Raw genomic sequence first — 19588 nt, forward strand, 5'->3', positions numbered from 1 at the left:
TCAGCCGCCGCCCTCGGTGCACGGCTCCCCCGACAGGCACACGGGAGGGTCGTACGGGGGTGCTCCGACGTCGTCCGACCGGCCGGCGAGGTCGGTGGTGAGCGCCTCGACCGGGCGGCCGTCGTCACCGAGGACCTCCGCCCCGGCCGGGCAGGGCACCGGCCCGGTGGTGACGCTCCCCGGGTCCTCCCCGCCGTCCCCGGCCCGGACGGTCACCTCGACGCAGGCGCCCAGCGACGCCGACGTCTCGGTGGGCTTCCAGCCGCGCAGCTCGGACACCGCGGCCCCCACCGCCCGGACGAGCACGACGTCGTCGCCCTCGACCGTCGTGCGCAGCGCGTCCCCGTACGGGTCGAGGGCCTGGGCCGCCGCCTGCCCGGTCGGCCGCGGGTCGCGCGCCCGGGTGTCCAGGACCGACGCGTGCACGGCGTCCACCCGCTGCTGCAGCAGGTCGTGCACCTCCGCCTCCAGGTCGCGGGCGCAGCCGCCGAGCGCGAGGGCCACGGGGAGGGAGGCCGCCAGCGCGGCGACCGCCGGCACGGCAGCGCGGGAGCGGGTCACCCGGGCAGCATGGCAGCGCCGGGGAGGGGTAACCCCCGCTGCATGTCCGAGATCGACGTCTCGCGGTACCGGTTGCAGGCCCTGCCCGACGACGGGTCCGACGAGGACTGGGACGACGACGGCGAGCTGTTCGGGCCCGACGGCCGGCGCATCGAGACCTGGCGGGAGGGCTACCCCTACCCCGAGCGGCTGGCCCGCCGGGACTACGAGCGGGAGAAGCGCCGGCTGCAGATCCAGCTGCTGCGGCTGCAGAGCTGGGTGAAGGACACCGGCCAGCAGCTCGTCGTCCTGTTCGAGGGCCGCGACGCGGCCGGCAAGGGCGGCACCATCAAGCGCTTCACCGAGCACCTCAACCCCCGCGGCGCCCGGGTGGTGGCGCTGGACAAGCCCTCGGAGCGCGAGCAGACCCAGTGGTACTTCCAGCGCTACGTGTCCCACCTGCCGGCCGCCGGGGAGATCGTGCTGTTCGACCGGTCCTGGTACAACCGCGCCGGCGTCGAGCGGGTCATGGGCTACTGCACCGACGAGCAGTACCAGCGGTTCGTGCGCCAGGCGCCGGAGTTCGAGCGGATGCTCGTCGACAGCGGCGTCCGGCTGGTGAAGTTCTGGTTCTCCGTCTCCCGGCGCGAGCAGCGCACCCGGTTCATCGTGCGCCGGATCGACCCGGTGCGGCAGTGGAAGCTCTCCCCCACCGACCTGGCCTCCCTGGACCGGTGGGACGACTACACGGCGGCCAAGGAGGCGATGTTCGCCGCCACCGACACCGCGCACGCGCCGTGGACGGTGGTCAAGAGCAACGACAAGAAGCGCGCCCGGCTGGAGGCGCTGCGCTTCGTCCTCGCCGCGATGCCCTACGACGGCAAGGACGAGGCGGTGGTCGGGACGCCGGACCCGAACATCGTGGTGGCCGCCGCCGACGTCCTGGAGTCCGACCGGGAGGCCCTCGGGCAGCACGAGCTCGCGCCGGCACACTGACCGGCCCTCCGGCCACCCGGCGGTAGCCTGCCGTCCCGTGTCGCTCGGTGCAGCCCGGTCCACCACCCGCCCGACCCTCACCTCGACCGCCCCGGCCTCCGGCGCGGTCGTCGGCGAGTTCCCGGTGCACGACGCCGACGACGTCGCCGCCGCGGTCGGACGGGCGCGGGACGCCGCGGCCGCCTGGGCCGGCCTCGGCTTCGACGACCGCCGCCGGCGGCTGGCCGCCTACCGCGGTGCCCTGGCCCGGCGGGCGCACGAGCTGGCCGACCTGGTGCACCGGGAGACCGGCAAGCCGCACGCCGATGCCGTCCTCGAGGTGACCCTCGCCGTCGACCACCTGGCCTGGGCCGGGCGGCACGCCCGCCGGGTGCTGGGCCGCCGCCGGGTCGCCCCCGGCCTGCTGGCGGCCAACCACGCGGCGTGGCTGGAGTACCAGCCGCTGGGCGTCGTCGGCGTCATCGGCCCGTGGAACTACCCGGTGTTCACGCCGATGGGCTCGATCGCCTACGCGCTGGCCGCCGGCAACGCCGTCGTCCTCAAGCCGTCGGAGCACACCCCGGCCGTCGGCGTGTGGCTGGCCGACGCCTGGCGGACCGCCGTCCCGGACGCGGCCGACGCCCTGCAGGTCGTCACCGGTGCCGGGGAGACCGGCGCGGCCCTGTGCCGCGCCGGCGTGGGCAAGCTGGCCTTCACCGGGTCGGCGGCCACCGGCCGGCGGGTCATGGCCGCCTGCGCGGAGACCCTCACGCCGGTGCTCATGGAGCTCGGCGGCAAGGACGCGATGATCGTCGACGACGACGCCGACGTGGCCGCCGCCGCGTCCGCCGCGGTGTGGGGCGCGATGAGCAACGCCGGGCAGACCTGCATCGGCATCGAGCGGGTCTACGCCACCTCCGCCGTCTACGACCGGTTCGTCGCCGAGGTGACCGAGCGGGTCCGCGGGCTGCGGCCGGGCACCGGCGACGGGGCCGCCTACGGTCCGATGACGATGGCGGCGCAGGCCGACGTGGTCCGCCGGCACCTGGACGACGCGCTGGCCGCGGGCGGGCGGGTGGTCGCCGGCGGCACGGTCGAGGGCCGCCTCGTCGCGCCGACGGTGCTGCTCGACGTGCCCGAGACGTCGGCCGCGGTGCGCGAGGAGACCTTCGGCCCGACGCTCACCATCACCCGGGTGCGTGACGCCGAGGAGGCCCTGGCGCGCACCAACGCCAACCCGCACGGCCTGGCCGGCGCGGTGTTCTCCCGGTCCCGGGCGCGGGCGATGGACCTCGCCCGCCGGATGCGCAGTGGCATGACCTCGGTCAACTCGGTGCTCACCTTCGCCGCGGTGCCCGCGCTGCCGTTCGGCGGTGTGGGCGACAGCGGCTTCGGCCGCATCCACGGGGCGGACGGGCTGCGCGAGTTCACCCGCGCCAAGGCGATCACCCGGCAGCGCTTCCCGCTGCCCGTCGACCTGATGAGCTTCACCCGCCCCGCGGGCGCCGCCGACGCGCTGGCCCGCGTGATGACCCTCGTGCACGGCCGCCACCGCTGACCGCCCCACTCCCCCACCGCACATATCGGGGTATTGGCGATCCGTCTGCCGACGCCGCGATGACGGCACCCCCCCCCCCCCCGGGACGGCACCCGGAGCCTGTGGACGACGGTCGGCCGAGGCGTCTCCGTGTCCCAAGCTGGCCGGGTGCCCGCACCACGTCGCCTCCTGACCGGCGTCTTCATCGGCAGCCACGCCGTCGCCGACGGCTTCCTCACGCGCAGCCAGCTGCGCACCCGCAGCTACCGCCGGCTCGTGCAGGGCGTCTACGCCGACCCCGCGCTGCCGCTCGACCACCGGCTGCGCTGCCGCGGCGCCGCCCTGGTCATGCCCGCTCGCGCGGCTGTCGGAGGGCACTCCGCGGCCGCGTGGTACGGCGCCCCCTTTGCGTCGCCCGGGGCCCCGGTGACCGTGGTGTGCCCGGAGGACGTCCGGTGGCGCGGTCCCCGGGAGGTCCGACTCCACCACGCCCACCTGCCACCGACGGACGTCGTCGTCATCGACGACGTCCCGGTCACGACGGTCCTGCGGACGGCGTGGGACGTCATGGCCCTCGAACCGCTGACGACCGCCGTCGCTGCCCTGGACGCGATGGTCCGCGCGAAGGAGGTGTCCGTGGCCGACCTGGGGCGCCTGCTCCAGGACGGCGGTGGGCGCTGGGGTGTCAGCCGCGTGCGGCGGGCCGTACCGCTGGTGGACCCCCGGGCCGAGTCCCCCCAGGAGTCACGGCTGAGGGTGGCTCTCGTGCTCGCCGGGCTGGAACCCGTGCCCCAGTTCGAGGTCTTTCACCGCGGCCGTTTCCTCGCCCGTGTGGACCTGGCCTGGCCCGAGGCGCGGCTCGCCGTCGAGTACGAGGGCGCCCACCACTTCACCGACGACCAGGTCCCTCGGGACGACGTCCGCCTGGAGCAGCTGCGGGCCGCCGGCTGGCGGGTCATCCGCGTGACCGCCGCCGACATGCGTGACCTCGAGGAACTGGTGAGCAGGGTCCGCCTCGCGCTCGCGGCCTCCTGACCCTGCCCTCATCGCGACATCGCCGATCGGACCGCCTTTATCGCGATATTCGCAATCGGACCGCCCTTATCGCGATATTGGCGGTCAGCCGTGGGCCTGGGCGGCCGCGGCCTCGTCGCGGTCGGTCGGGAGCGCGCTGCCGACGACGGCCGGTGCGGTCCGGGGGATGAGGAAGGACATGGCCGCGGCCGCGACGCACAGCGCCCCGGCCAGGAACCAGGCCAGGTCGTACGAGCCGGTGACGTCGCGGACGACCCCACCCCCGAAGGCCGCGAACGCCGCGCCGAGCTGGTGGGAGGCGAACACCCAGCCGAACACCACCGGCGCGCGGGCGCCGAAGAACTCCCGGCACAGCGCCAGGGTAGGCGGCACGGTGGCCACCCAGTCCAGGCCGTAGAAGACGATGAACGCGATCATGCTGACCTGCAGCTCGGGCCCGAACAGGGCCGGCAGCAGGAACAGCGACATCCCGCGCAGCCCGTAGTAGGCCAGCAGCAGCAGTCGGGGGTCCACCCGGTCGGTGAGCCAGCCCGACAGCACGGTGCCGGCGATGTCGAAGACCCCGACGAGGGCCAGCAGCCAGGCCGCGGTGGTGATCGGCATGCCGTGGTCGTGCGCGGCCGGGATGAAGTGCGGCTGCACCAGCCCGTTGGTCGACAGCCCGCAGATGAAGAAGCCGCCGGCCAGCAGCCAGAACGGCGTCGTCCGCACAGCCGAGACCAGCCCGCGCACCGCCGTCCGCGCCGCGCCGGTGCGCACCGGGTCGACGTCGTCGGCGGCGGTCCCGCCGTAGGGGATGGCGCCGACGTCGCGCGGCCGGTCGCGCAGCAGCCACAGCACGAGGGGGACGACGGCCAGCGCCGCGGCGGTGGTGCCCAGCGACGCCGAGCGCCAGCCCCAGGTGGTGTCGGCCCAGGCGACCAGCGGCAGGAACACCAGCTGCCCGGTCGCCCCGCCGGCGGTGAGGACGCCGGACACCAGGCCGCGGCGGGCCACGAACCACCGCCCGGTGACGGTGGCGACCAGCGACAGCGCCATCGACCCGGTGCCCAGCCCGACGGCGAAGCCCCACAGCAGCACCAGCTGCCAGCTGGCGGTCATGAACACGGTCAGCCCGCTGCCGAGGGCGGTGAGCAGCAGTGCCGCGACGACGACCCGGCGGATGCCGAACCGCTCCATCAGCGCCGCGGCGAACGGGGCGGTCAGCCCGTAGAGCGCCATGTTGACCGCGACGGCGGCGGAGATGGTGGTGACCGACCAGCCGAACTCCGCCCGCAGCGGGTCGATGAGCACCCCGGGCACCGCGCGGAACGCCGCGGCCCCGACCAGCGCCAGGAAGGTCACCGCGGCGACCCACCAGGCGGGGTGGACGCCGGTCCTGCGCGGCGCGGCGGTGCTCGTCGCGGCGGTGCGGGTCACGGCGGTCAGCATGGCCGACGGGCAGCCGGCCGGACAGTGGCCCGCTGGCCAACGCGTGCAAGGATCCGGCCATGACGCAGGCCACGACACCGGCCACGATACCGGCCACGACACCGGCCACGACACCGGGCCGGCGGCACGAGGTCGCCGTCCTCGCGCTGCCCGGCACGATCGGCTTCGAGCTCGGCCTGCCGCACCGGCTGCTGGAGTCCGCGGTGGACGACGACGGCCACCGGCTCTACCGGGTGCGGGTGGCCACGCTGGACGGCGGCCCGGTGCGCACCTCGGCCGGCTACTCGGTCACCCCGGAGCACGACGCCACCCTGCTGGCCGGGGCCGACACGGTCGTCGTCCCCGGGGTGCAGGGCGGGCCGGCCATGGCCGACGGCACGCTCCCGGACGGGCTCGCCGACGCGCTGCGCACCGCCGCGGAGCACGCGCGGATGGTGTCGATCTGCACCGGCGCCTTCGTGCTCGCCGCCGCCGGGCTGCTCGACGGCCGGCCGGCGACGACGCACTGGATGCACGCCGCGGCCTTCCAGCGCCTGTTCCCCGCCGTCCGGCTGGACCCCGGCGTGCTCTTCGTCGACGACGGCGACGTGCTCACCTCCGCCGGCAACGCCGCCGGCATCGACCTGCTGCTGCACCTGGTGCGCCGCGACCACGGCTCCGGGGTGGCCAACCAGGTGGCCCGCCGCAACGTCGTCGCCCCGTGGCGGGAGGGCGGGCAGGCCCAGTTCGTCGAGCGGCCGCTGCCCGAGGCCGGCGACGCCGGGACGGCGGCCACCCGCGCCTGGGCCGTCGAGCGGCTGGACGGGCCACTGACCCTGGCCGACCTCGCCGCGCACGCCCGGATGAGCGTGCGCACCTTCACCCGCCGCTTCCGCGACGAGACCGGGGTCTCCCCCTTGCGCTGGCTGGCCGGGCAGCGGATCGCGCTGGCCCGGCAGCTGCTGGAGTCCACCGACGCGCCGATCGACCGGGTCGCCACCCAGGCCGGTTTCGGCACGCCGGCCTCCCTGCGCCAGCACCTGCGGGCCAGCATCGGCGTGGCCCCGGGCACCTACCGTCGCACCTACCGCGGTGGGGCTGTGAGCGGCGCCTCACCCGTGTGAGCGGCGCCTCCTGCGCGTTCAGGCACAGTCGCGCACCGCATCTGGTTGAGTGGGGTGTACCGGCGCCGCCCTCGCTCATCCGGAGCGGCATGGACCGACGTCGGGCTGAGGCTGCGCCACCCCGGTGCGCCCGGCTGACCGACGTCTCGCCGACGAGCCGAGCCCGCCCTGTCCCGTGCAGGTGCGCCTGCGCTCGCGCTCCCCGAGGTGCCCGGCGGCCACTCTGACCTCGAGGAACCCATGACCTCCCCCCAGCACCCCGCCCGCCCCGCCACCGGCGGCACCGACCGACCCCGGCGCAGCCGCGGTGGCCGCGGCCGCGGCGGCCGTCCGGCCGGCGCGCCGCAGCAGGCCCCCGCCGCCGCGCAGGCCCCGGTGCCCGCCCCGCCGGTGGTCCCCACCGGTGGCGTCCCCGTCGGCCGTGACGCCACCGTGCTGCCGACCGACACCACCTTCGCCGCCCTCGGCGTGCCCGCCCCGCTGGTCGAGGTGCTCGCCGCCAGCGGCATCACCGCCCCGTTCCCCATCCAGGTGGCCACGCTGCCGGACAGCCTCGCCGGGCGCGACGTGCTCGGCCGCGGGCGCACCGGCTCGGGCAAGACCCTGGCCTTCAGCCTCCCGCTGGTCGCCCGGCTGGCCGCCTCCGACAGCCCCCGGCAGTCGCGCCGGCCGCGGTCGCTGATCCTGGTGCCGACCCGTGAGCTGGCCAACCAGGTCGCCGCCGTGGTCGACCCGCTGGCCCGCGCGCTGGGCATGCGCACCGCCGTCGTCTTCGGCGGCGTGGGGCAGAACCCGCAGGTGCAGGCGCTGGCCGCCGGCCTCGACGTGCTGATCGCCTGCCCCGGCCGGCTGGAGGACCTCATCGGCCAGGGGCACGCCGACCTGGGTGCCGTCGAGATCACCATCCTCGACGAGGCCGACCACATGGCCGACCTGGGCTTCCTGCCCGGCGTCAAGCGGCTGATGGACCGGACGCCGAAGACCGGCCAGCGGATGTTGTTCTCGGCCACCCTGGACAACGGCGTCGACGTGCTGGTCAAGCGCTACCTGACCAGCCCCACCACGCACTCGGTCGACCCCGCCGTCGCGCCGGTGTCGACGATGACCCACCACGTGCTGCGGGTCGAGGCCGCCGACAAGCCGGCCGTCGTCCGCGAGCTGGCCTCGGGCCTGGGCCGCAGCGTGCTGTTCACCCGCACCAAGCACCAGGCCAAGAAGCTGGCCAAGCAGCTGACCGCCTCCGGCGTCCCGGCCGTCGACCTGCACGGCAACCTCAGCCAGAACGCCCGCGAGCGCAACCTCGAGGCCTTCAGCAGCGGTGAGATCCGGGTGCTGTGCGCCACCGACATCGCCGCCCGCGGCATCCACGTCGACGACGTCGCCCTCGTCGTGCACGTCGACCCGCCGACGGAGCACAAGGCCTACCTGCACCGCTCGGGCCGCACCGCCCGCGCCGGCGCCGGCGGCGCGGTGGTCACCGTCACCACGCCCGACCAGGCCGGTGAGGTGCGCACCCTCGCCCGGCAGGCCGGCATCACCCCGACGGTGAACGCGGTGCGCCCCGGCGCGGCCGAGATCACCGAGCTGACCGGGCCGGCCGCACCGCACGTCGAGCCGGCCCCCGCACCGGAGCCCCAGCCGCAGGGCCAGGGCGGCGGCCGGCGGCGTCGGCCGGCCGGCGGGTCGGGCCGCTCCGGCGGCCAGGCGGGCACCCCGGCCGGCGGCGGGACGTCGGCGTCCGCCCGCGGGCAGGCGCGGACGACGGGCCCGGCGCGCACCCGGGCCGAGCTGGCCGCCCGGGCGGGCACCCACTCGGCGTCGTCGTTCAGCGGGCGCTCGCGTCGCGGGAGCCGCTGAGCACCGCCGGCAATCCGGTGGACCGGTGACGGTCGAACGCCGGGTGCAGGACCGGCTCCGGCTCCTGCACCATCAGTCCTGAGCGGGACCGCCGTCCGGGTGGTCCGCCGCCCGACCCTGGAGGCCCGCGTGTCGCACCCGACCGGTCCCACCCGCTCCGCCCGCCGCGCCGCCGCGCTGGTCCTGGTCGCCGGTGCCGTCCTGGTCAGCGGGTGTTCCGCCGACCAGGGCACCGCCGGCGAGGGCACCGCCGAGGCCCCGGCGAGCAGCGAGGCTCCGATGAGCAGCGCGGCCCCGTCCAGCAGCGCGGAGGCGGGCACGCCGGCTCCCTCCTCGGCCGCGGAGAGCCCCGCCGAGGCCGAGGCCCAGACGGTCGCGGCCAGCCTCGGCGAGATGTACATCGAGCTCGGCGGCGAGGTCGCCACGCCCGGGACGTACACCTTCGAGGTCGTGAACGACGGCCAGCTGCCACACAACCTGATCGTCGAGCGGGACGGCGAGGACGTCACCGGGACCGAGGTGCTGCAGGCAGGCGAGTCGGCCACCCTCGAGGTGACCCTGGAGGACGGCGACTACGTCTTCTACTGCTCGGTGGGCAGCCACCGCGCCCAGGGCATGGAGACGCCGGTCAGCATCGGCGCCTGACAACCAGGTCCTCCAGGTCCGCCCGGCTGCGCGCGCGGCCGGTGCGCACGTGGCGCAGCAGCGCGCCGGCCGAGGCGGAGGAGTGGGCCACGCGCACATCGTGACACGCACCGGCGCGACCTCCCCGCGCCGCGAGGCGGGCCCGGCGCTTCCGGCGGCCTCAGTCCGCGGGCGCCGGGTCCCCGCCGTCCGGCGTCCCGGTGGTGACGCGCACGCCCACCACCCCGCCGACGGTGCGGGCGAGCGCGGCCAGCGCCTGCTGCTCGACCCCGGCCGAGGGCTGCGCTGCGCCCCGGGTGCGCCGGACGGTGGCCGCCCCGTCGGCGACGGTCACCGACCACGCGTCGAGCTCCCCGGTGTAGCGCTCCACCAGCCGCCGCAGCTCCTCGGCGATCTCCGCGTCCGGGCGGACGAGGGTCCGCAGCAGGTCACGGCGGCTGACGATGCCCACCAGCCGGTCCCCGTCGACGACCGGCACGCTGCGCAGCCGCTCGTGCACCAGCAGGCGGGCGATGTCGGCGACGTCGGCGGCCGCCCCGACCGACCGGACCGCGGTGGTCATGACCCCACCGACCAGGGGGGACGGCGGCGGCGTCGGCGCCGCGTCGTCGCGGCGCAGGTGCAGCCGGGGGTCCTCGGGCACCCGGTCGCGCAGCACGTCGGCCTCGGCGACGATGCCGACCAGGCGGCCGTCGTCGACGACCGGGAGCGCGGCGAACCCGCCCCGGGCCATGGCCTGCGCCGCGTCCCGGACCGACGTCCCCGGGTGCACGGTCACCACGTCGCGGGTCATGACGTCCCTGGCCTGCACGGGCCCTCCTCGGTCTCGGTCGGTCGACGGGTCGGGCGCAGCTGGTGGATGACCGTCCTGCCGGCGTCGGAAACCGGCACGGGCCCGGTGGCGGACGGGTCAGGCCGGCCCGGCGCCGGCCCGGCGCAGCAGCCGCGCCACCTCCCGCGGGTGGGTCTGCACCGTCATGTGCGCCGCCCCGGGCAGCTCGACCAGCCGGCCGGCCGGGGTCGCGGCGGCCAGCGCGGCGGCCCAGTCGTGCGGACACAGCCGGTCGCGGGTGCCCCGGACCACGGTCACCGGCACCGCGACCGCCCGCAGCCGGACGTCGATCGGGTCCGGCGCGGCCACCCGCCACAGCTGCCGCATGGCGACCGGTCCGGTGGTCAGCCACTGGAGGAGGACCAGCGGCAGCTGCCACCACGGCTCGCGCACCACCGTGGCCAGCCAGGCCCGCACCAGCCGCGGCACCGACCGCAGCCGGGGGTCGGTGGTCGGCCCGAGCAGCACCAGCCCGGCCACCCGCGGGTCGCCGGCCGCGGCGACCACCACCTGGCAGCTCTGCGAGTGCCCGACCAGCAACACCGGCCCCTCCCCCAGCCGGCCCCGCAGCAGGCCGGCCAGCCGGTCCACCGGGGGCACCGGGCCGGACCGCCCCATCCCGGGCAGCAGGACGACGTCGGCCGCCAGCTCCGCCCGCAGCCGCGCCGAGGAGCGGGCGTCGAGGCCCAGGCCGGGGACGAGGACCGGCCGGGGCGCGGGTGCGGGCACCGGACCGGTCTACCGCGACGGAGTGAGCGGCCCGGCGGCGGGTAGGTCACCACGTCGGACGCGTGTGGTCCGGATCGCTCCTGGCCGGCCCGGGCGGGAGACCCCGAGGTGGGAGACTGAGGTCATCATGACGACACCACCGGTGACCGGCCCCGCCGGCGCCTCCCCGTCCGGTCGGCTGCGGGTCGTCGTCATCGGCTCCGGCTTCGGCGGGCTGTTCGCGGCCAAGGCCCTCCGCAGGGCCCCGGTCGACGTCACCGTCATCGGCAAGACCAGCCACCACCTGTTCCAGCCGCTGCTGTACCAGGTGGCCACCGGCATCCTCAGCGAGGGCGAGATCGCGCCGGCCACCCGGGAGGTGCTGCGCCACCAGGAGAACGCCCGCGTCGTGCTCGGCGAGGTCACCGACGTGGACCTGGCCGGCCGGACCGTGACGTCGACGATCCTGGGCCGCACCACGGTGCACCCCTACGACGAGCTGGTCGTGGCCGCCGGCGCCGGCCAGTCCTACTTCGGCAACGACCACTTCGCCCAGTTCGCGCCGGGCATGAAGAGCATCGACGACGCCCTGGAGCTGCGCGGCCGGATCTTCGGCGCCTTCGAGCTGGCCGAGCTGTCCAGCGACCCGGCCGAGCGCGACCGGCTGCTGACCTTCGTCGTCGTCGGCGCCGGCCCGACCGGGGTGGAGATGGCCGGGCAGATCGCCGAGCTGGCCCACCGCACGCTGCGCCGCGACTTCCGCTCCATCGACCCGACCCAGGCCCGGGTCGTCCTGCTCGACGCCGCGCCGCAGGTGCTGCCGCCGTTCGGGGAGAAGCTGGGCGAGCGCGCCCGCCGGCACATGAACGAGATGGGCATCGAGGTGCAGCTCGGCGCCATGGTGACCGACGTGGACGCCGACGGCCTGACGGTCAGGGACGCCGGCGGCGAGGTGCGGCGGATCTCGGCGGCCACCAAGGTGTGGGCCGCCGGTGTGCAGGCCAGCCCCCTGGGCCGGCTGCTCGCCGAGCAGTCCGGGGCGGAGGTCGACCGGGCCGGGCGGATCAGCGTGCTGCCCGACCTCACCCTGCCCGGGCACCCCGAGGTGCACGTCGTCGGTGACATGGTGGCCAGCGGACTGCCCGGGGTGGCGCAGGTGGCCATCCAGGGCGGGCGGTACGCCGCCGACGCCATCGTCCGGCGGGCGCGGGGGCGTGAGCCGCGCGGCCCGTTCCGCTACCGCGACAAGGGCAACATGGCCACCATCTCGCGGTTCTCCGCGGTGGCCGACATCAAGGGCGCGAAGTTCGAGGGCTTCACCGCCTGGGTGCTGTGGCTGGTCGTGCACCTCGTCTACATCGTCGGCTTCAAGAGCCGCATCACCACGGTGCTGCACTGGGCGGTCAGCTTCCTCGGCCGCGGCCGGTCCCAGCGGGTGGCCACCCAGCAGCAGGTCTACGGCCGGCTGGCCCTCGAGCAGCTCGGCCCGGGTTTCGCGGCCTCCAAGACCGGCGGCCCCAAGGACGCCACCGCCGCGACGGCCGACGTCACGACCCGCGAGTCCGCCTGAGCGAGGACCCCCTGCCGGGGGCCTTTCGCGCGCTAATGGCCGGTGTGGGCCTCTCGCGCGCGGAGGGGCGCGCCACGGCCTCAGGCCGGTGCGCCCAGCCAGGTGGTGAGGGCTGCGGTGACGTCCTCGGGGCGGACGACGTGGCCGCCGTCGAACTCCAGGTAGGTCACCGGGTGACCGCTCGCGTGCAGGTCGCGGGCCAGTCGCCGTCCGCACCGGTCGACCGGCAGCACCCGGTCGTCGGTGCCGTGCGAGATCCACACCCGAGGACGGCCGGCCAGCCGCGGTGGGGCGGCGAAGCCCGGTGAGAGGGCCAGGACGGCGTCGACCAGCTCGCCGTGGGCCAGCCCGAGGCTCAGCGCGTAGGACGCGCCGTCGGAGAAGCCGCCGAACGCCACCGAGGTCACCGCCTGGCGGGCGAGGACGGACTCCAGTGCGGCGTCCAGGGCAGCCACGTCGGGGCCGAGGCCGCCGGCGAGCAGGTCCCAGGTGGCGGTGGCCGAGGCCGGCGCCAGCACCAGCACGTCGCGGACGCCGGCCGGCTCGCCGACCGCGGCCAGGGACTGCTCCGGGCTGCCGCCGGCGCCGTGGAAGAAGACCAGCAGCGGCCGGGGCCGGGGCGGACCACCGGGCACGAGCAGCCGGGTCCGGGCACGCGGCCCGGGCGCCACGGTGTGCAGCCCCGGTGCGTAGGGGGCGGCAGCGGGTGCGGCCACCGGCCGGGCGGTGAGCCGGCCGGCGGCCGCGCGCCTGGTCACTCCCCGGAGCCCGGCTCCGCCATCTGCCGGTGCGCCTTGCCCTTGAGCGCGTCGGGCAGCACCTTGTTGGCCAGGCCCTGCGCCTTGGTCGACAGCGAACCGGCGACCACCTTCCGCTCGCCGTCCATCAGGGCCTCGTAGCCCTGGGCGGCGACCTGGGCGGGGTCGTCCTTGGGGCTGGTGCCGACCTTGGTGTCCATGAGCTCGCCGCGCTCGAAGAACTCCGTCTCGGTCGGCCCGGGCATCAGCGAGGTGATCGTGACGCCGCTGCCCTCGAGTTCCTCGGCCAGCGCCTCGGCGAAGGACTGCACGAAGGACTTCGACGCGTTGTAGACGGCCTGGAACGATCCGGGCATCGTCGCGGCGATCGAGGAGGTGAACAGCACCCGGCCCTCCCCGCGGGCCGCCATGTCGCGCAGCACGAGCTTGGCCAGCCGCACCGTCGAGGTCACGTTGAGGTCGATGATCTCGACCTCCTTCTCGACCGGGTTGTCGAGGAACGCCCCGCCCTGGCCGACGCCGGCGTTCAGCGCGGCGGCGGCCAGGGGGCGCCCGGTGGCCCGGACGGCGTCGTGGAGGGCCTCGACGCCCTCGGCCGTGCGCAGGTCGGCGCGGAAGGCCGACACCTGCGTGCCGGAGCTGCGGAGCTTGGCTGCGGCGGTGTCGATGCCGGTGTCCTCGGCGTTGACCAGCACGTCGAAGCCGTGCTCGGCGAACTGGCGGGCGAGTTCGAAGCCGATGCCGCTGGACGCTCCGGTGACGAGGGCGAGGGGACGGGGTTCGGTCATGCCCGTCCCGCTACCCCGCCGGCCAGCCGGTCACCCGGCCCCGGGCGCGCCGTCCGGACGGTGCCCGGGGCCATCGCGCGCCGGTCGCCGGTGGCCGCCCAGGTGGCCCGCTGGCGGGCGGCGGACGTGCCGCGCTCCCGGAGCCGGTCGGCTGAGCCGTCCGTATGCCGCCCCGTCACCGGGCATGTCTCCGGGCGGCTCATCCGGGACGGCCGCCTCCTGGCCTACGTCCTGACCTGTCCCAACACCGGTGAGGGTTCGGCTTGCGGAACGGCCAGCAAGGTATCTGCGGCAGCGCATCGGACTGTCCTTAAGCGGCCGCCGCTTTCAAGCGGTTGTCGCAACGACTGGCTCGTAAGGGTTCCCCTTGTGTGCGTCCCGCGCGAGGATCCCCCACGGGACGCCGGCGCCGCGAGGATCGAGCGGACGGGACCATGCCGTAGCAGGTCCCCAGCGTGACTACTCGGCACCGTCGCATGCCAGGCGGCCTTCTTCCGTGGTCGGTGCTGCCAACCACAGTGCAGAAGGGCTGGCCGAGTCGGTGGCGAACTTTCGGAGGGTGCCTTCGAAGCGGTGGCGTCACCCGACCGTGCCGCTACATGTACTGATCCCCGGTCGCAGCCTGCTGTGCCGCCTTCTCGGCCTCGGCTTGCTTCGTCAGCGCGGAGGCCAGGGCCGATGCGCACATCTGCACCTTTTGCTTTGCCAGCCGGATCGCCTGCTCGTCCGCATTCGTCTCAACGAGGCGTTGCAGCTCCTTCTGGGCATTGTCCATTTGCTTCTTCAGCGCCTTGACGATCGCGGAGAGGCCATCACTTTCAGCGCCCTCAGTGCCGCCCGGTCCCTCGCCCTTGAGCGACGTTGCCTTCTGGGCGCTGTTCACCTGGACCTGGCGAAACGCGAGATTGACCACCGGACTACCCGCAACAACTGCGCTGACCGACACGAAGACCTCCTAAAGCGAGCCATAATAGTCTGTTACAGATCGGCAGGTGAGCGTAAAGCTTCACCCCGACTGGCTCTCAGCCCCGTCGACGTGACCGGCGCGGGCCACGAGCGCGGCGGTCAATCACCCAGCGCCGCAGCCGAACTCCAGTACCCGCGTCGTACCCGGCGGCACGGCGGCCAGCACGTCACGCCGGTAGCACGCGTTGTGGTCCCACGCCATCACCGCGCCAGCCTCTCACCGGACAAGCGCCGACGCGGCCTCCCGGCGGGGGATCGCTCAACGGGCGGCGTATTGACGACTTCCTAAGGTGGCGGGATGAATCCTGACGCGGCGTACGACGTAAAGCTATCTGGATACGACCTGATAATGCTTCTGGCGGGATTGAAGGCTTACCTGCAGGCATTCGCACAGCACCGAGAGCTCGACGGGGGCACTACGCACCCGGACGACCAGTGGCGGCATCTTCAACGGCACGTCGGAGAGCTCATCTGGCGGCTTGAGGACGCGGGAGCAGGGCCCGACACCCTCGTCATCCACAGTGACGAGGCCGTCGAACCGCGCACTGAGGAGCAATAGGCCGCCCAGGTCGGCGGCCTGTGCGCGACTTGTGAAGGGCGTGGGCGAGACCTACCAGTTCGCGGCGTCGGTGAGGCAGAACGGGTGCCCGGCCGGCGAGACCAGCACCCGCCAGGTCTCGCCGGGTTGGGGGTCCGCGAGCGTCGCGCCGAGACCGAGCGCATGTTCCTCGGTCGCGGCGATGTCCTCGCAGGCGAGGTCGAGGTGGAACTGCTTGCGCCCGCCCACGTCGGGCCACGATGGCGGCCGGTGATCAGCGACGAGCCCGATGCCCAGGGCGGGCGCGCCCGACGGTCCTGTCAGCATCGCGTACTCCTCCTGCTGGTGGGCGACCTCCCAGCCGAGCAGGCCGGCCCAGAATGTCGCCTCGGCGCCGACGTCCCCGGCGTCGAGGGTGGTCATCTTCAAGGTGGCGGTCGGTGCGGTCTCAGCGGCATCAGTCACGTCCCCAATCGTTCCTAGGCTGGCCGAGTGCCGACTAGGAGAAATGCGACGACGACGCGCGCCGGGATTCTGCGGCCCGAGGAGTTCGCTCGCCACGTCGCGCTCCAGTGCACCGACACGTCGCCGGCGCTCGTGCCGTGGGTCGAGTACCACTGGACGCTGCGGTGGGACCTGCCACCCGGCACCACGTTCCCGAGCGCGGTCGTGCCGCACCCGTCGTGCAACGTGACCGTCGAACGCGGCACCGCGCGCCGACCCGAGGCCGCCGGCGAGCAGGTGCTCGTGACCGGCGTGACCACCCGCCGCTTCGATGTCGACGTGCACGGTCGCGGGTGGGTGCACGGCGTGAAGCTGCGGCCAGGAGCCCTGACCGCGCTGACCGGCCACGACGCCAAGGCGCTGGTCGACCGCACCGTCACGGCCAGGGACGTGCTACCCGTCATCGTCCACGACAAGCTCGACGACCTCACCGCCGGAATGCCGCCCGCCGAGGCGACCGCTGCTGCCTGCGCCGCGCTCGGGGCGTTCCTGCCCGCCGCGACCGACTCGTCGTATGACCTGCTGCTGCGCGTCGTCGCCGACATGCTGGCCGATCGGTCGCTGCTGCGGGTCGACCAGGTCGTCGAGCGACACGGAGTCGGCCGCCGCGCACTCGAGCGGCTCTTCGCGAGCTACGTCGGCGTCGGGCCCAAGTGGGTGCTGGCGCGCTACCGCACGCACGACGCCGTCACCGCCCTGGACGAGGGGTACGCCGGGTCGCTGGCCGACCTCGCGGCGACGTACGGTTGGTTCGACCAGGCCCACTTCGGCCGCGACTTCGCCGCGCTAGTCGGCTGCGCGCCCAGCGCCTACCGGCGTCGCCCGCGACAGCCCGTCGACTCAGGTAGCAGGTGATCGCACCGGGACGCCTGCCGGTAGGCCAACCCTCATGAGACTTTGCGGAGGTCCTTCAGCAGCATGTCGGGTGATCACCGCAAGCGGATCCCCATGTGGGACGTGGGCGTCGAGTTTCCGGGACCCTCGAGCGTGGCCGTAGGGGGTTCCCCATTCGGGACGGCTCGCGCCAGCCTGGCTCAACTACGACTGCTGACTGGGTCGCGTCTCGATGAAGGGGGGTGGAGTGGAAGGTCCTTTCGGTACTGGCAGGGTGAACTGGGTGCTGCTACGAGAGCTGATTGGGCGGGTCTTGCGTCAGGTGCGGCTGGACCAGAGCAAGACGCTTCGCGAGGTCGCTGACGCCGCCGGAGTGTCGGTCGGGCACCTGTCGAAGGTTGAACGCGGCCGCAAGGAGCCCTCCTCTGAGGTCCTCGCGGCCATCTGCATTGCGCTTGGCCCAGCTCTCCCTGAACTCCTCGGTGCGGTGCTGCGGGAGCTGTCCACCCGTCGGCCGAGGCTCAAGGTGCGCGGCGGGGACTTCGTCCTGGCTGCCTGACGCTCGAGATCACCCTGTAGCGAAAACGGTCGTTGCTCACGGCGCTGCCTTCTAGCGTCAGGGCCGTGGACCTTCACGAAGTGCTTCCCGGCCTGCACCTGCTGCCGCTGGGCATCAGCAACGCCTACCTTTGGCGCGCCGCCGAAAGAGCCACGCTGATTGACACCGGCCCGCCGGGGAGCGGCCCGGCGATCCGCGCCGCGCTGCAGCACCTCGGCGTACCGCCAGAGGAGCTGCGCCACATCGTCCTGACTCACTTCCACGACGACCATGCAGGCTCGGCGGCCGACGTGGCCGGCTGGTCCGGAGCCCGCGTCATCGTCGGGGCCGGTGACGCTGCCTTCGTCCGCGGCGAGCAGCCCGGTCCACCGCCGGCCTTCACGCCAGCCGAGCAACAGCTGCACGCGGTCGTGGCGGGCGATCTGCGACCTGCCCCGGTCTGTCGAGTCGATCGAGAAGTCGCCGACCAGGACGTACTCGACCTCGGCGAGGAAGCCGTGGTGCTGTCGGTGCCGGGGCACACGCCCGGCAGCATCGCCCTGCACCTACCAGCGTCGGGCCTGCTGATTACTGGTGACACCATCGCCGAGCACCAGGGCCAGGTTGTCCTCGGGCCGTTCAACATCGACCGCGACGGCGCATGGCGTTCCCTGCAGCACCTGGCTGCCCTCGACGTCGAGGTCGCCTGCTTCGGCCATGGCCAGCCAGTGATCGGATCAGCTTCCTTGGCGCTGCGCCGCGCCACCGACCCATTCGGCTAACTCGGCCCCGCCAGCGCCGCCCAGACACGCTGCAGGCTCCGGTAGTCGAGGACGACTATGTCCTCCTGGTCGAGGACATGGCGAGCGAGGCGGGACGACAGGAAAGCGTGGTCGGAGCGACGGACCGCCCAGCCCAGGTCGGCCTCCGCTGCAGTTTCCTCACCCACTGCCGGGTGTACCGCCCATTCGCTCAACCCCGCCGGTAGGGAACGGAGCGCCTCGACGTAGCGCTCCGCCTTGCCTGCCACGGGCAATGCGAAGCTGTCGGGAAGTCGTGGTCGACGACGGGCAGCCCACGACCGCGGGCTGTGCGCCGGCCGGGTTCCAGCCACACCCGCGCCGCCAGACCGTGTTCGCGTGCCAGGTCCATGGTCAGGTCCAGGAAGTCCGGACGGCCGCCGTCGGCGAGAACGTGCCAGTCCAGATGGGTGGGCGTCAGCCCGCGGCGGGCCACCGTGTCGATCTGGGCGCGCAGTTCCCGTTCGACGTCCTCGAGGCGCGCCTGGGCCAGCAGCTGTGGTGCGGCGGCGCTGGTGAAGAGCAGCCCGTTCCCGTCGACCAGGGAGGGCACGGTCGCGGCCGGAACTACTGGCGCCCATCGGTGACCAAGTCCGTCTCGGGTCAAGGTGAGGTGGATACCGAAGGGCATCGACGGTGTACGGCCAAGCACGTGCATCGCCTGTTCGGCTGCCGGGCAGGGCACCATCAGGCTGGCCGAGCTGGCGATCCCCTCCTGCACCGCCTCGAACACGGCCGCGTTCACCGACTCGTGCATGCCGAGGTCATCGCAGTTGACGATCAGAGCGCGGGTGTCGGTGGGGAAGCCCAGCAGCTCGCTGGACAGGGGCTCCGATGGCGCTGCTGCCCCGGGCGGCGCATCCACCGCCTCAACATGACTCAGCCGTCAAGTGGCTTACCGCATGTGTTGGATCTCTGCGACCTTCGATGCCGGGGCTCGTCACCGGTGGCGACGGGCTACCGACGGTCGGGGATCGGTAGGCCCGCCTCTCTGAGCCGCTGCAGGACTTCGTGCGCCGCCTCCTCGAGCAACTGCCCGGCGGTGACATAGCGGACCGCATCAGGACGGTCGCGCGCAGGTCGACGTAGCCAGCGGCCCCTTCTTCGCTGCTCGGCCCCATGAGCGGCATGGTGTCGCAAGGCAACTAAGTCGGCACCTGACCACCCGACGGCCAGCCGTTCCGCAAGCGGAACGGCTACCGGCCCAGCTGGCGCCATGGGGTAGGCATCAAGCGCCGTCCCACAGGGGATCGGCCACCGAGACGTGCCGGCCACCGCCCACCGCCTTCGAGCCGCTCTCGTCAGCACTTGTTGACGGGGTGCCGACTGCTCGCCTACCGCGGTCGTCAAAATGCTGACGGTAGTGGTGCGGAGTGATCGCCATGGAGGTGACCGAGTTGACCAAACTCGCCCGGGCGGCCGGTGACGACGACCCCCGTAGCGCTCTGCGGGCTGTCGCGGAACTCCGCCGAGTGACCGAGCGCACGGAGGCTCAACTGGTCCGGCGCGCCCGCAACCTGGGCATGTCCTGGGCGGAGGTGGCAGCCCAGCTCGGAGTGTCCAAGCAGACGGTGCACCGCAAGTACGGCGGTCGCGGGCTGCTCGGACTGAGGACTGAGGACTGAGGAC

At 74.2% G+C, this 19588-nt stretch carries 21 protein-coding genes; 12 read left to right on the forward strand and 9 right to left on the reverse strand.

Features of this window, described 5'->3' with window-relative positions; genetic code table 11:
* The gene (locus RTG05_RS14770; protein WP_166525754.1) at positions 1 to 561 is read right to left on the reverse strand and encodes a hypothetical protein; all 561 of its coding nucleotides are present in this window, start codon (positions 559 to 561) and stop codon (positions 1 to 3) included.
* Between the two features lie 42 nt (positions 562 to 603).
* Here RTG05_RS14770 and ppk2 point away from each other — a divergent pair, with 42 nt between their 5' ends.
* From ppk2 to RTG05_RS14785, 3 genes are all read left to right on the forward strand, one after another.
* Complete coding sequence (gene ppk2, locus RTG05_RS14775) at positions 604 to 1536, forward strand: polyphosphate kinase 2 (protein WP_166525755.1); 933 nt, start codon at positions 604 to 606, stop codon at positions 1534 to 1536.
* A 37-nt stretch (positions 1537 to 1573) separates the two neighbouring features.
* The gene (locus RTG05_RS14780) at positions 1574 to 3073 is read left to right on the forward strand and encodes an aldehyde dehydrogenase family protein (protein WP_166525756.1); all 1500 of its coding nucleotides are present in this window, start codon (positions 1574 to 1576) and stop codon (positions 3071 to 3073) included.
* 147 nt (positions 3074 to 3220) lie between these two features.
* A complete protein-coding gene (locus tag RTG05_RS14785) occupies positions 3221 to 4087 on the forward strand; it encodes an endonuclease domain-containing protein (RefSeq protein ID WP_166525757.1) in 867 nt (288 codons plus the stop codon).
* Between the two features lie 84 nt (positions 4088 to 4171).
* Here the strand turns inward: RTG05_RS14785 and RTG05_RS14790 are convergent, their stop codons facing one another.
* Positions 4172 to 5506: an MFS transporter gene (locus tag RTG05_RS14790; protein WP_315911911.1), complete on the reverse strand. Its 1335-nt coding sequence runs from the start codon at positions 5504 to 5506 to the stop codon at positions 4172 to 4174.
* A 71-nt stretch (positions 5507 to 5577) separates the two neighbouring features.
* Here RTG05_RS14790 and RTG05_RS14795 point away from each other — a divergent pair, with 71 nt between their 5' ends.
* The 3 genes from RTG05_RS14795 to RTG05_RS14805 all read left to right on the forward strand — a co-directional run bounded on the left by RTG05_RS14795 (position 5578) and on the right by RTG05_RS14805 (position 9123).
* Complete coding sequence (locus RTG05_RS14795; protein ID WP_166525759.1) at positions 5578 to 6621, forward strand: GlxA family transcriptional regulator; 1044 nt, start codon at positions 5578 to 5580, stop codon at positions 6619 to 6621.
* Positions 6622 to 6861: 240 nt separating this feature from the next.
* The gene (locus RTG05_RS14800) at positions 6862 to 8478 is read left to right on the forward strand and encodes a DEAD/DEAH box helicase (RefSeq protein WP_315911912.1); all 1617 of its coding nucleotides are present in this window, start codon (positions 6862 to 6864) and stop codon (positions 8476 to 8478) included.
* 129 nt (positions 8479 to 8607) lie between these two features.
* A complete protein-coding gene (locus RTG05_RS14805) occupies positions 8608 to 9123 on the forward strand; it encodes a plastocyanin/azurin family copper-binding protein (protein WP_166525760.1) in 516 nt (171 codons plus the stop codon).
* A gap of 160 nt (positions 9124 to 9283) precedes the next feature.
* Here the strand turns inward: RTG05_RS14805 and RTG05_RS14810 are convergent, their stop codons facing one another.
* Together RTG05_RS14810 and RTG05_RS14815 are read right to left on the reverse strand one after the other, a co-directional pair.
* On the reverse strand, positions 9284 to 9934 hold the full coding sequence (locus RTG05_RS14810) for a CBS domain-containing protein (protein WP_166525761.1): 651 nt from the start codon (positions 9932 to 9934) through the stop codon (positions 9284 to 9286).
* A gap of 99 nt (positions 9935 to 10033) precedes the next feature.
* Positions 10034 to 10684 carry an alpha/beta fold hydrolase gene (locus tag RTG05_RS14815; protein ID WP_166525762.1) on the reverse strand — a complete coding sequence of 217 codons (651 nt, stop codon included), beginning with the start codon at positions 10682 to 10684 and terminating at the stop codon, positions 10034 to 10036.
* Between the two features lie 127 nt (positions 10685 to 10811).
* Between RTG05_RS14815 and RTG05_RS14820 the strand changes: the two genes are divergently transcribed.
* A complete protein-coding gene (locus RTG05_RS14820) occupies positions 10812 to 12233 on the forward strand; it encodes an NAD(P)/FAD-dependent oxidoreductase (protein WP_166525763.1) in 1422 nt (473 codons plus the stop codon).
* Positions 12234 to 12313: 80 nt separating this feature from the next.
* Here the strand turns inward: RTG05_RS14820 and RTG05_RS14825 are convergent, their stop codons facing one another.
* From RTG05_RS14825 to RTG05_RS14835, 3 genes are all read right to left on the reverse strand, one after another.
* Positions 12314 to 12991 (reverse strand): alpha/beta hydrolase, encoded by a 678-nt coding sequence (locus RTG05_RS14825; protein WP_166525764.1) that lies wholly within the window; start codon positions 12989 to 12991, stop codon positions 12314 to 12316.
* Positions 12988 to 13779 carry an SDR family NAD(P)-dependent oxidoreductase gene (locus tag RTG05_RS14830; RefSeq protein WP_166525765.1) on the reverse strand — a complete coding sequence of 264 codons (792 nt, stop codon included), beginning with the start codon at positions 13777 to 13779 and terminating at the stop codon, positions 12988 to 12990. The genes RTG05_RS14825 and RTG05_RS14830 overlap by 4 nt, the downstream gene beginning before the upstream one ends.
* Positions 13780 to 14374: 595 nt before the next feature.
* Complete coding sequence (locus tag RTG05_RS14835; RefSeq protein ID WP_166525766.1) at positions 14375 to 14725, reverse strand: hypothetical protein; 351 nt, start codon at positions 14723 to 14725, stop codon at positions 14375 to 14377.
* Between the two features lie 318 nt (positions 14726 to 15043).
* Between RTG05_RS14835 and RTG05_RS14840 the strand changes: the two genes are divergently transcribed.
* Positions 15044 to 15304 (forward strand): hypothetical protein, encoded by a 261-nt coding sequence (locus tag RTG05_RS14840; RefSeq protein WP_166525767.1) that lies wholly within the window; start codon positions 15044 to 15046, stop codon positions 15302 to 15304.
* 51 nt (positions 15305 to 15355) lie between these two features.
* Here RTG05_RS14840 and RTG05_RS14845 read toward each other — a convergent pair whose 3' ends face one another.
* Complete coding sequence (locus RTG05_RS14845; RefSeq protein ID WP_315911913.1) at positions 15356 to 15748, reverse strand: VOC family protein; 393 nt, start codon at positions 15746 to 15748, stop codon at positions 15356 to 15358.
* A gap of 132 nt (positions 15749 to 15880) precedes the next feature.
* Here RTG05_RS14845 and RTG05_RS14850 point away from each other — a divergent pair, with 132 nt between their 5' ends.
* From RTG05_RS14850 to RTG05_RS14860, 3 genes are all read left to right on the forward strand, one after another.
* Complete coding sequence (locus tag RTG05_RS14850; RefSeq protein WP_208104585.1) at positions 15881 to 16642, forward strand: helix-turn-helix domain-containing protein; 762 nt, start codon at positions 15881 to 15883, stop codon at positions 16640 to 16642.
* Between the two features lie 253 nt (positions 16643 to 16895).
* Entirely contained in the window at positions 16896 to 17180 is a 285-nt protein-coding gene (locus tag RTG05_RS14855) for a helix-turn-helix domain-containing protein (protein ID WP_315911914.1), read from the forward strand.
* Positions 17181 to 17245: 65 nt separating this feature from the next.
* The gene (locus RTG05_RS14860; protein WP_166525770.1) at positions 17246 to 17941 is read left to right on the forward strand and encodes an MBL fold metallo-hydrolase; all 696 of its coding nucleotides are present in this window, start codon (positions 17246 to 17248) and stop codon (positions 17939 to 17941) included.
* Between the two features lie 190 nt (positions 17942 to 18131).
* Here the strand turns inward: RTG05_RS14860 and RTG05_RS14865 are convergent, their stop codons facing one another.
* On the reverse strand, positions 18132 to 18824 hold the full coding sequence (locus RTG05_RS14865) for a ChbG/HpnK family deacetylase (protein ID WP_208104586.1): 693 nt from the start codon (positions 18822 to 18824) through the stop codon (positions 18132 to 18134).
* 517 nt (positions 18825 to 19341) lie between these two features.
* Here RTG05_RS14865 and RTG05_RS14870 point away from each other — a divergent pair.
* Positions 19342 to 19584: a helix-turn-helix domain-containing protein gene (locus RTG05_RS14870; protein WP_166529171.1), complete on the forward strand. Its 243-nt coding sequence runs from the start codon at positions 19342 to 19344 to the stop codon at positions 19582 to 19584.
* The last annotated feature ends 4 nt before the right edge of the window (positions 19585 to 19588 follow it).

Origin of the sequence: Geodermatophilus sp. DSM 44513 (genome assembly GCF_032460525.1) — a bacterium.
In the GTDB taxonomy this organism is placed as follows: Bacteria; Actinomycetota; Actinomycetes; order Mycobacteriales; family Geodermatophilaceae; genus Geodermatophilus.

Bases quoted from the DNA above. Each gene is read 5' to 3' on its own strand.
- ppk2 (WP_166525755.1), top strand. From the start codon at position 604: ATGTCCGAGATCGACGTCTCGCGGTACCGGTTGCAGGCCCTGCCCGAC.
- RTG05_RS14795 (WP_166525759.1), top strand. From the start codon at position 5,578: ATGACGCAGGCCACGACACCGGCCACGATACCGGCCACGACACCGGCC.
- RTG05_RS14800 (WP_315911912.1), top strand. From the start codon at position 6,862: ATGACCTCCCCCCAGCACCCCGCCCGCCCCGCCACCGGCGGCACCGAC.
- RTG05_RS14820 (WP_166525763.1), top strand. From the start codon at position 10,812: ATGACGACACCACCGGTGACCGGCCCCGCCGGCGCCTCCCCGTCCGGT.
- RTG05_RS14830 (WP_166525765.1), bottom strand. From the start codon at position 13,779: ATGACCGAACCCCGTCCCCTCGCCCTCGTCACCGGAGCGTCCAGCGGC.
- RTG05_RS14840 (WP_166525767.1), top strand. From the start codon at position 15,044: ATGAATCCTGACGCGGCGTACGACGTAAAGCTATCTGGATACGACCTG.
- RTG05_RS14870 (WP_166529171.1), top strand. From the start codon at position 19,342: ATGGAGGTGACCGAGTTGACCAAACTCGCCCGGGCGGCCGGTGACGAC.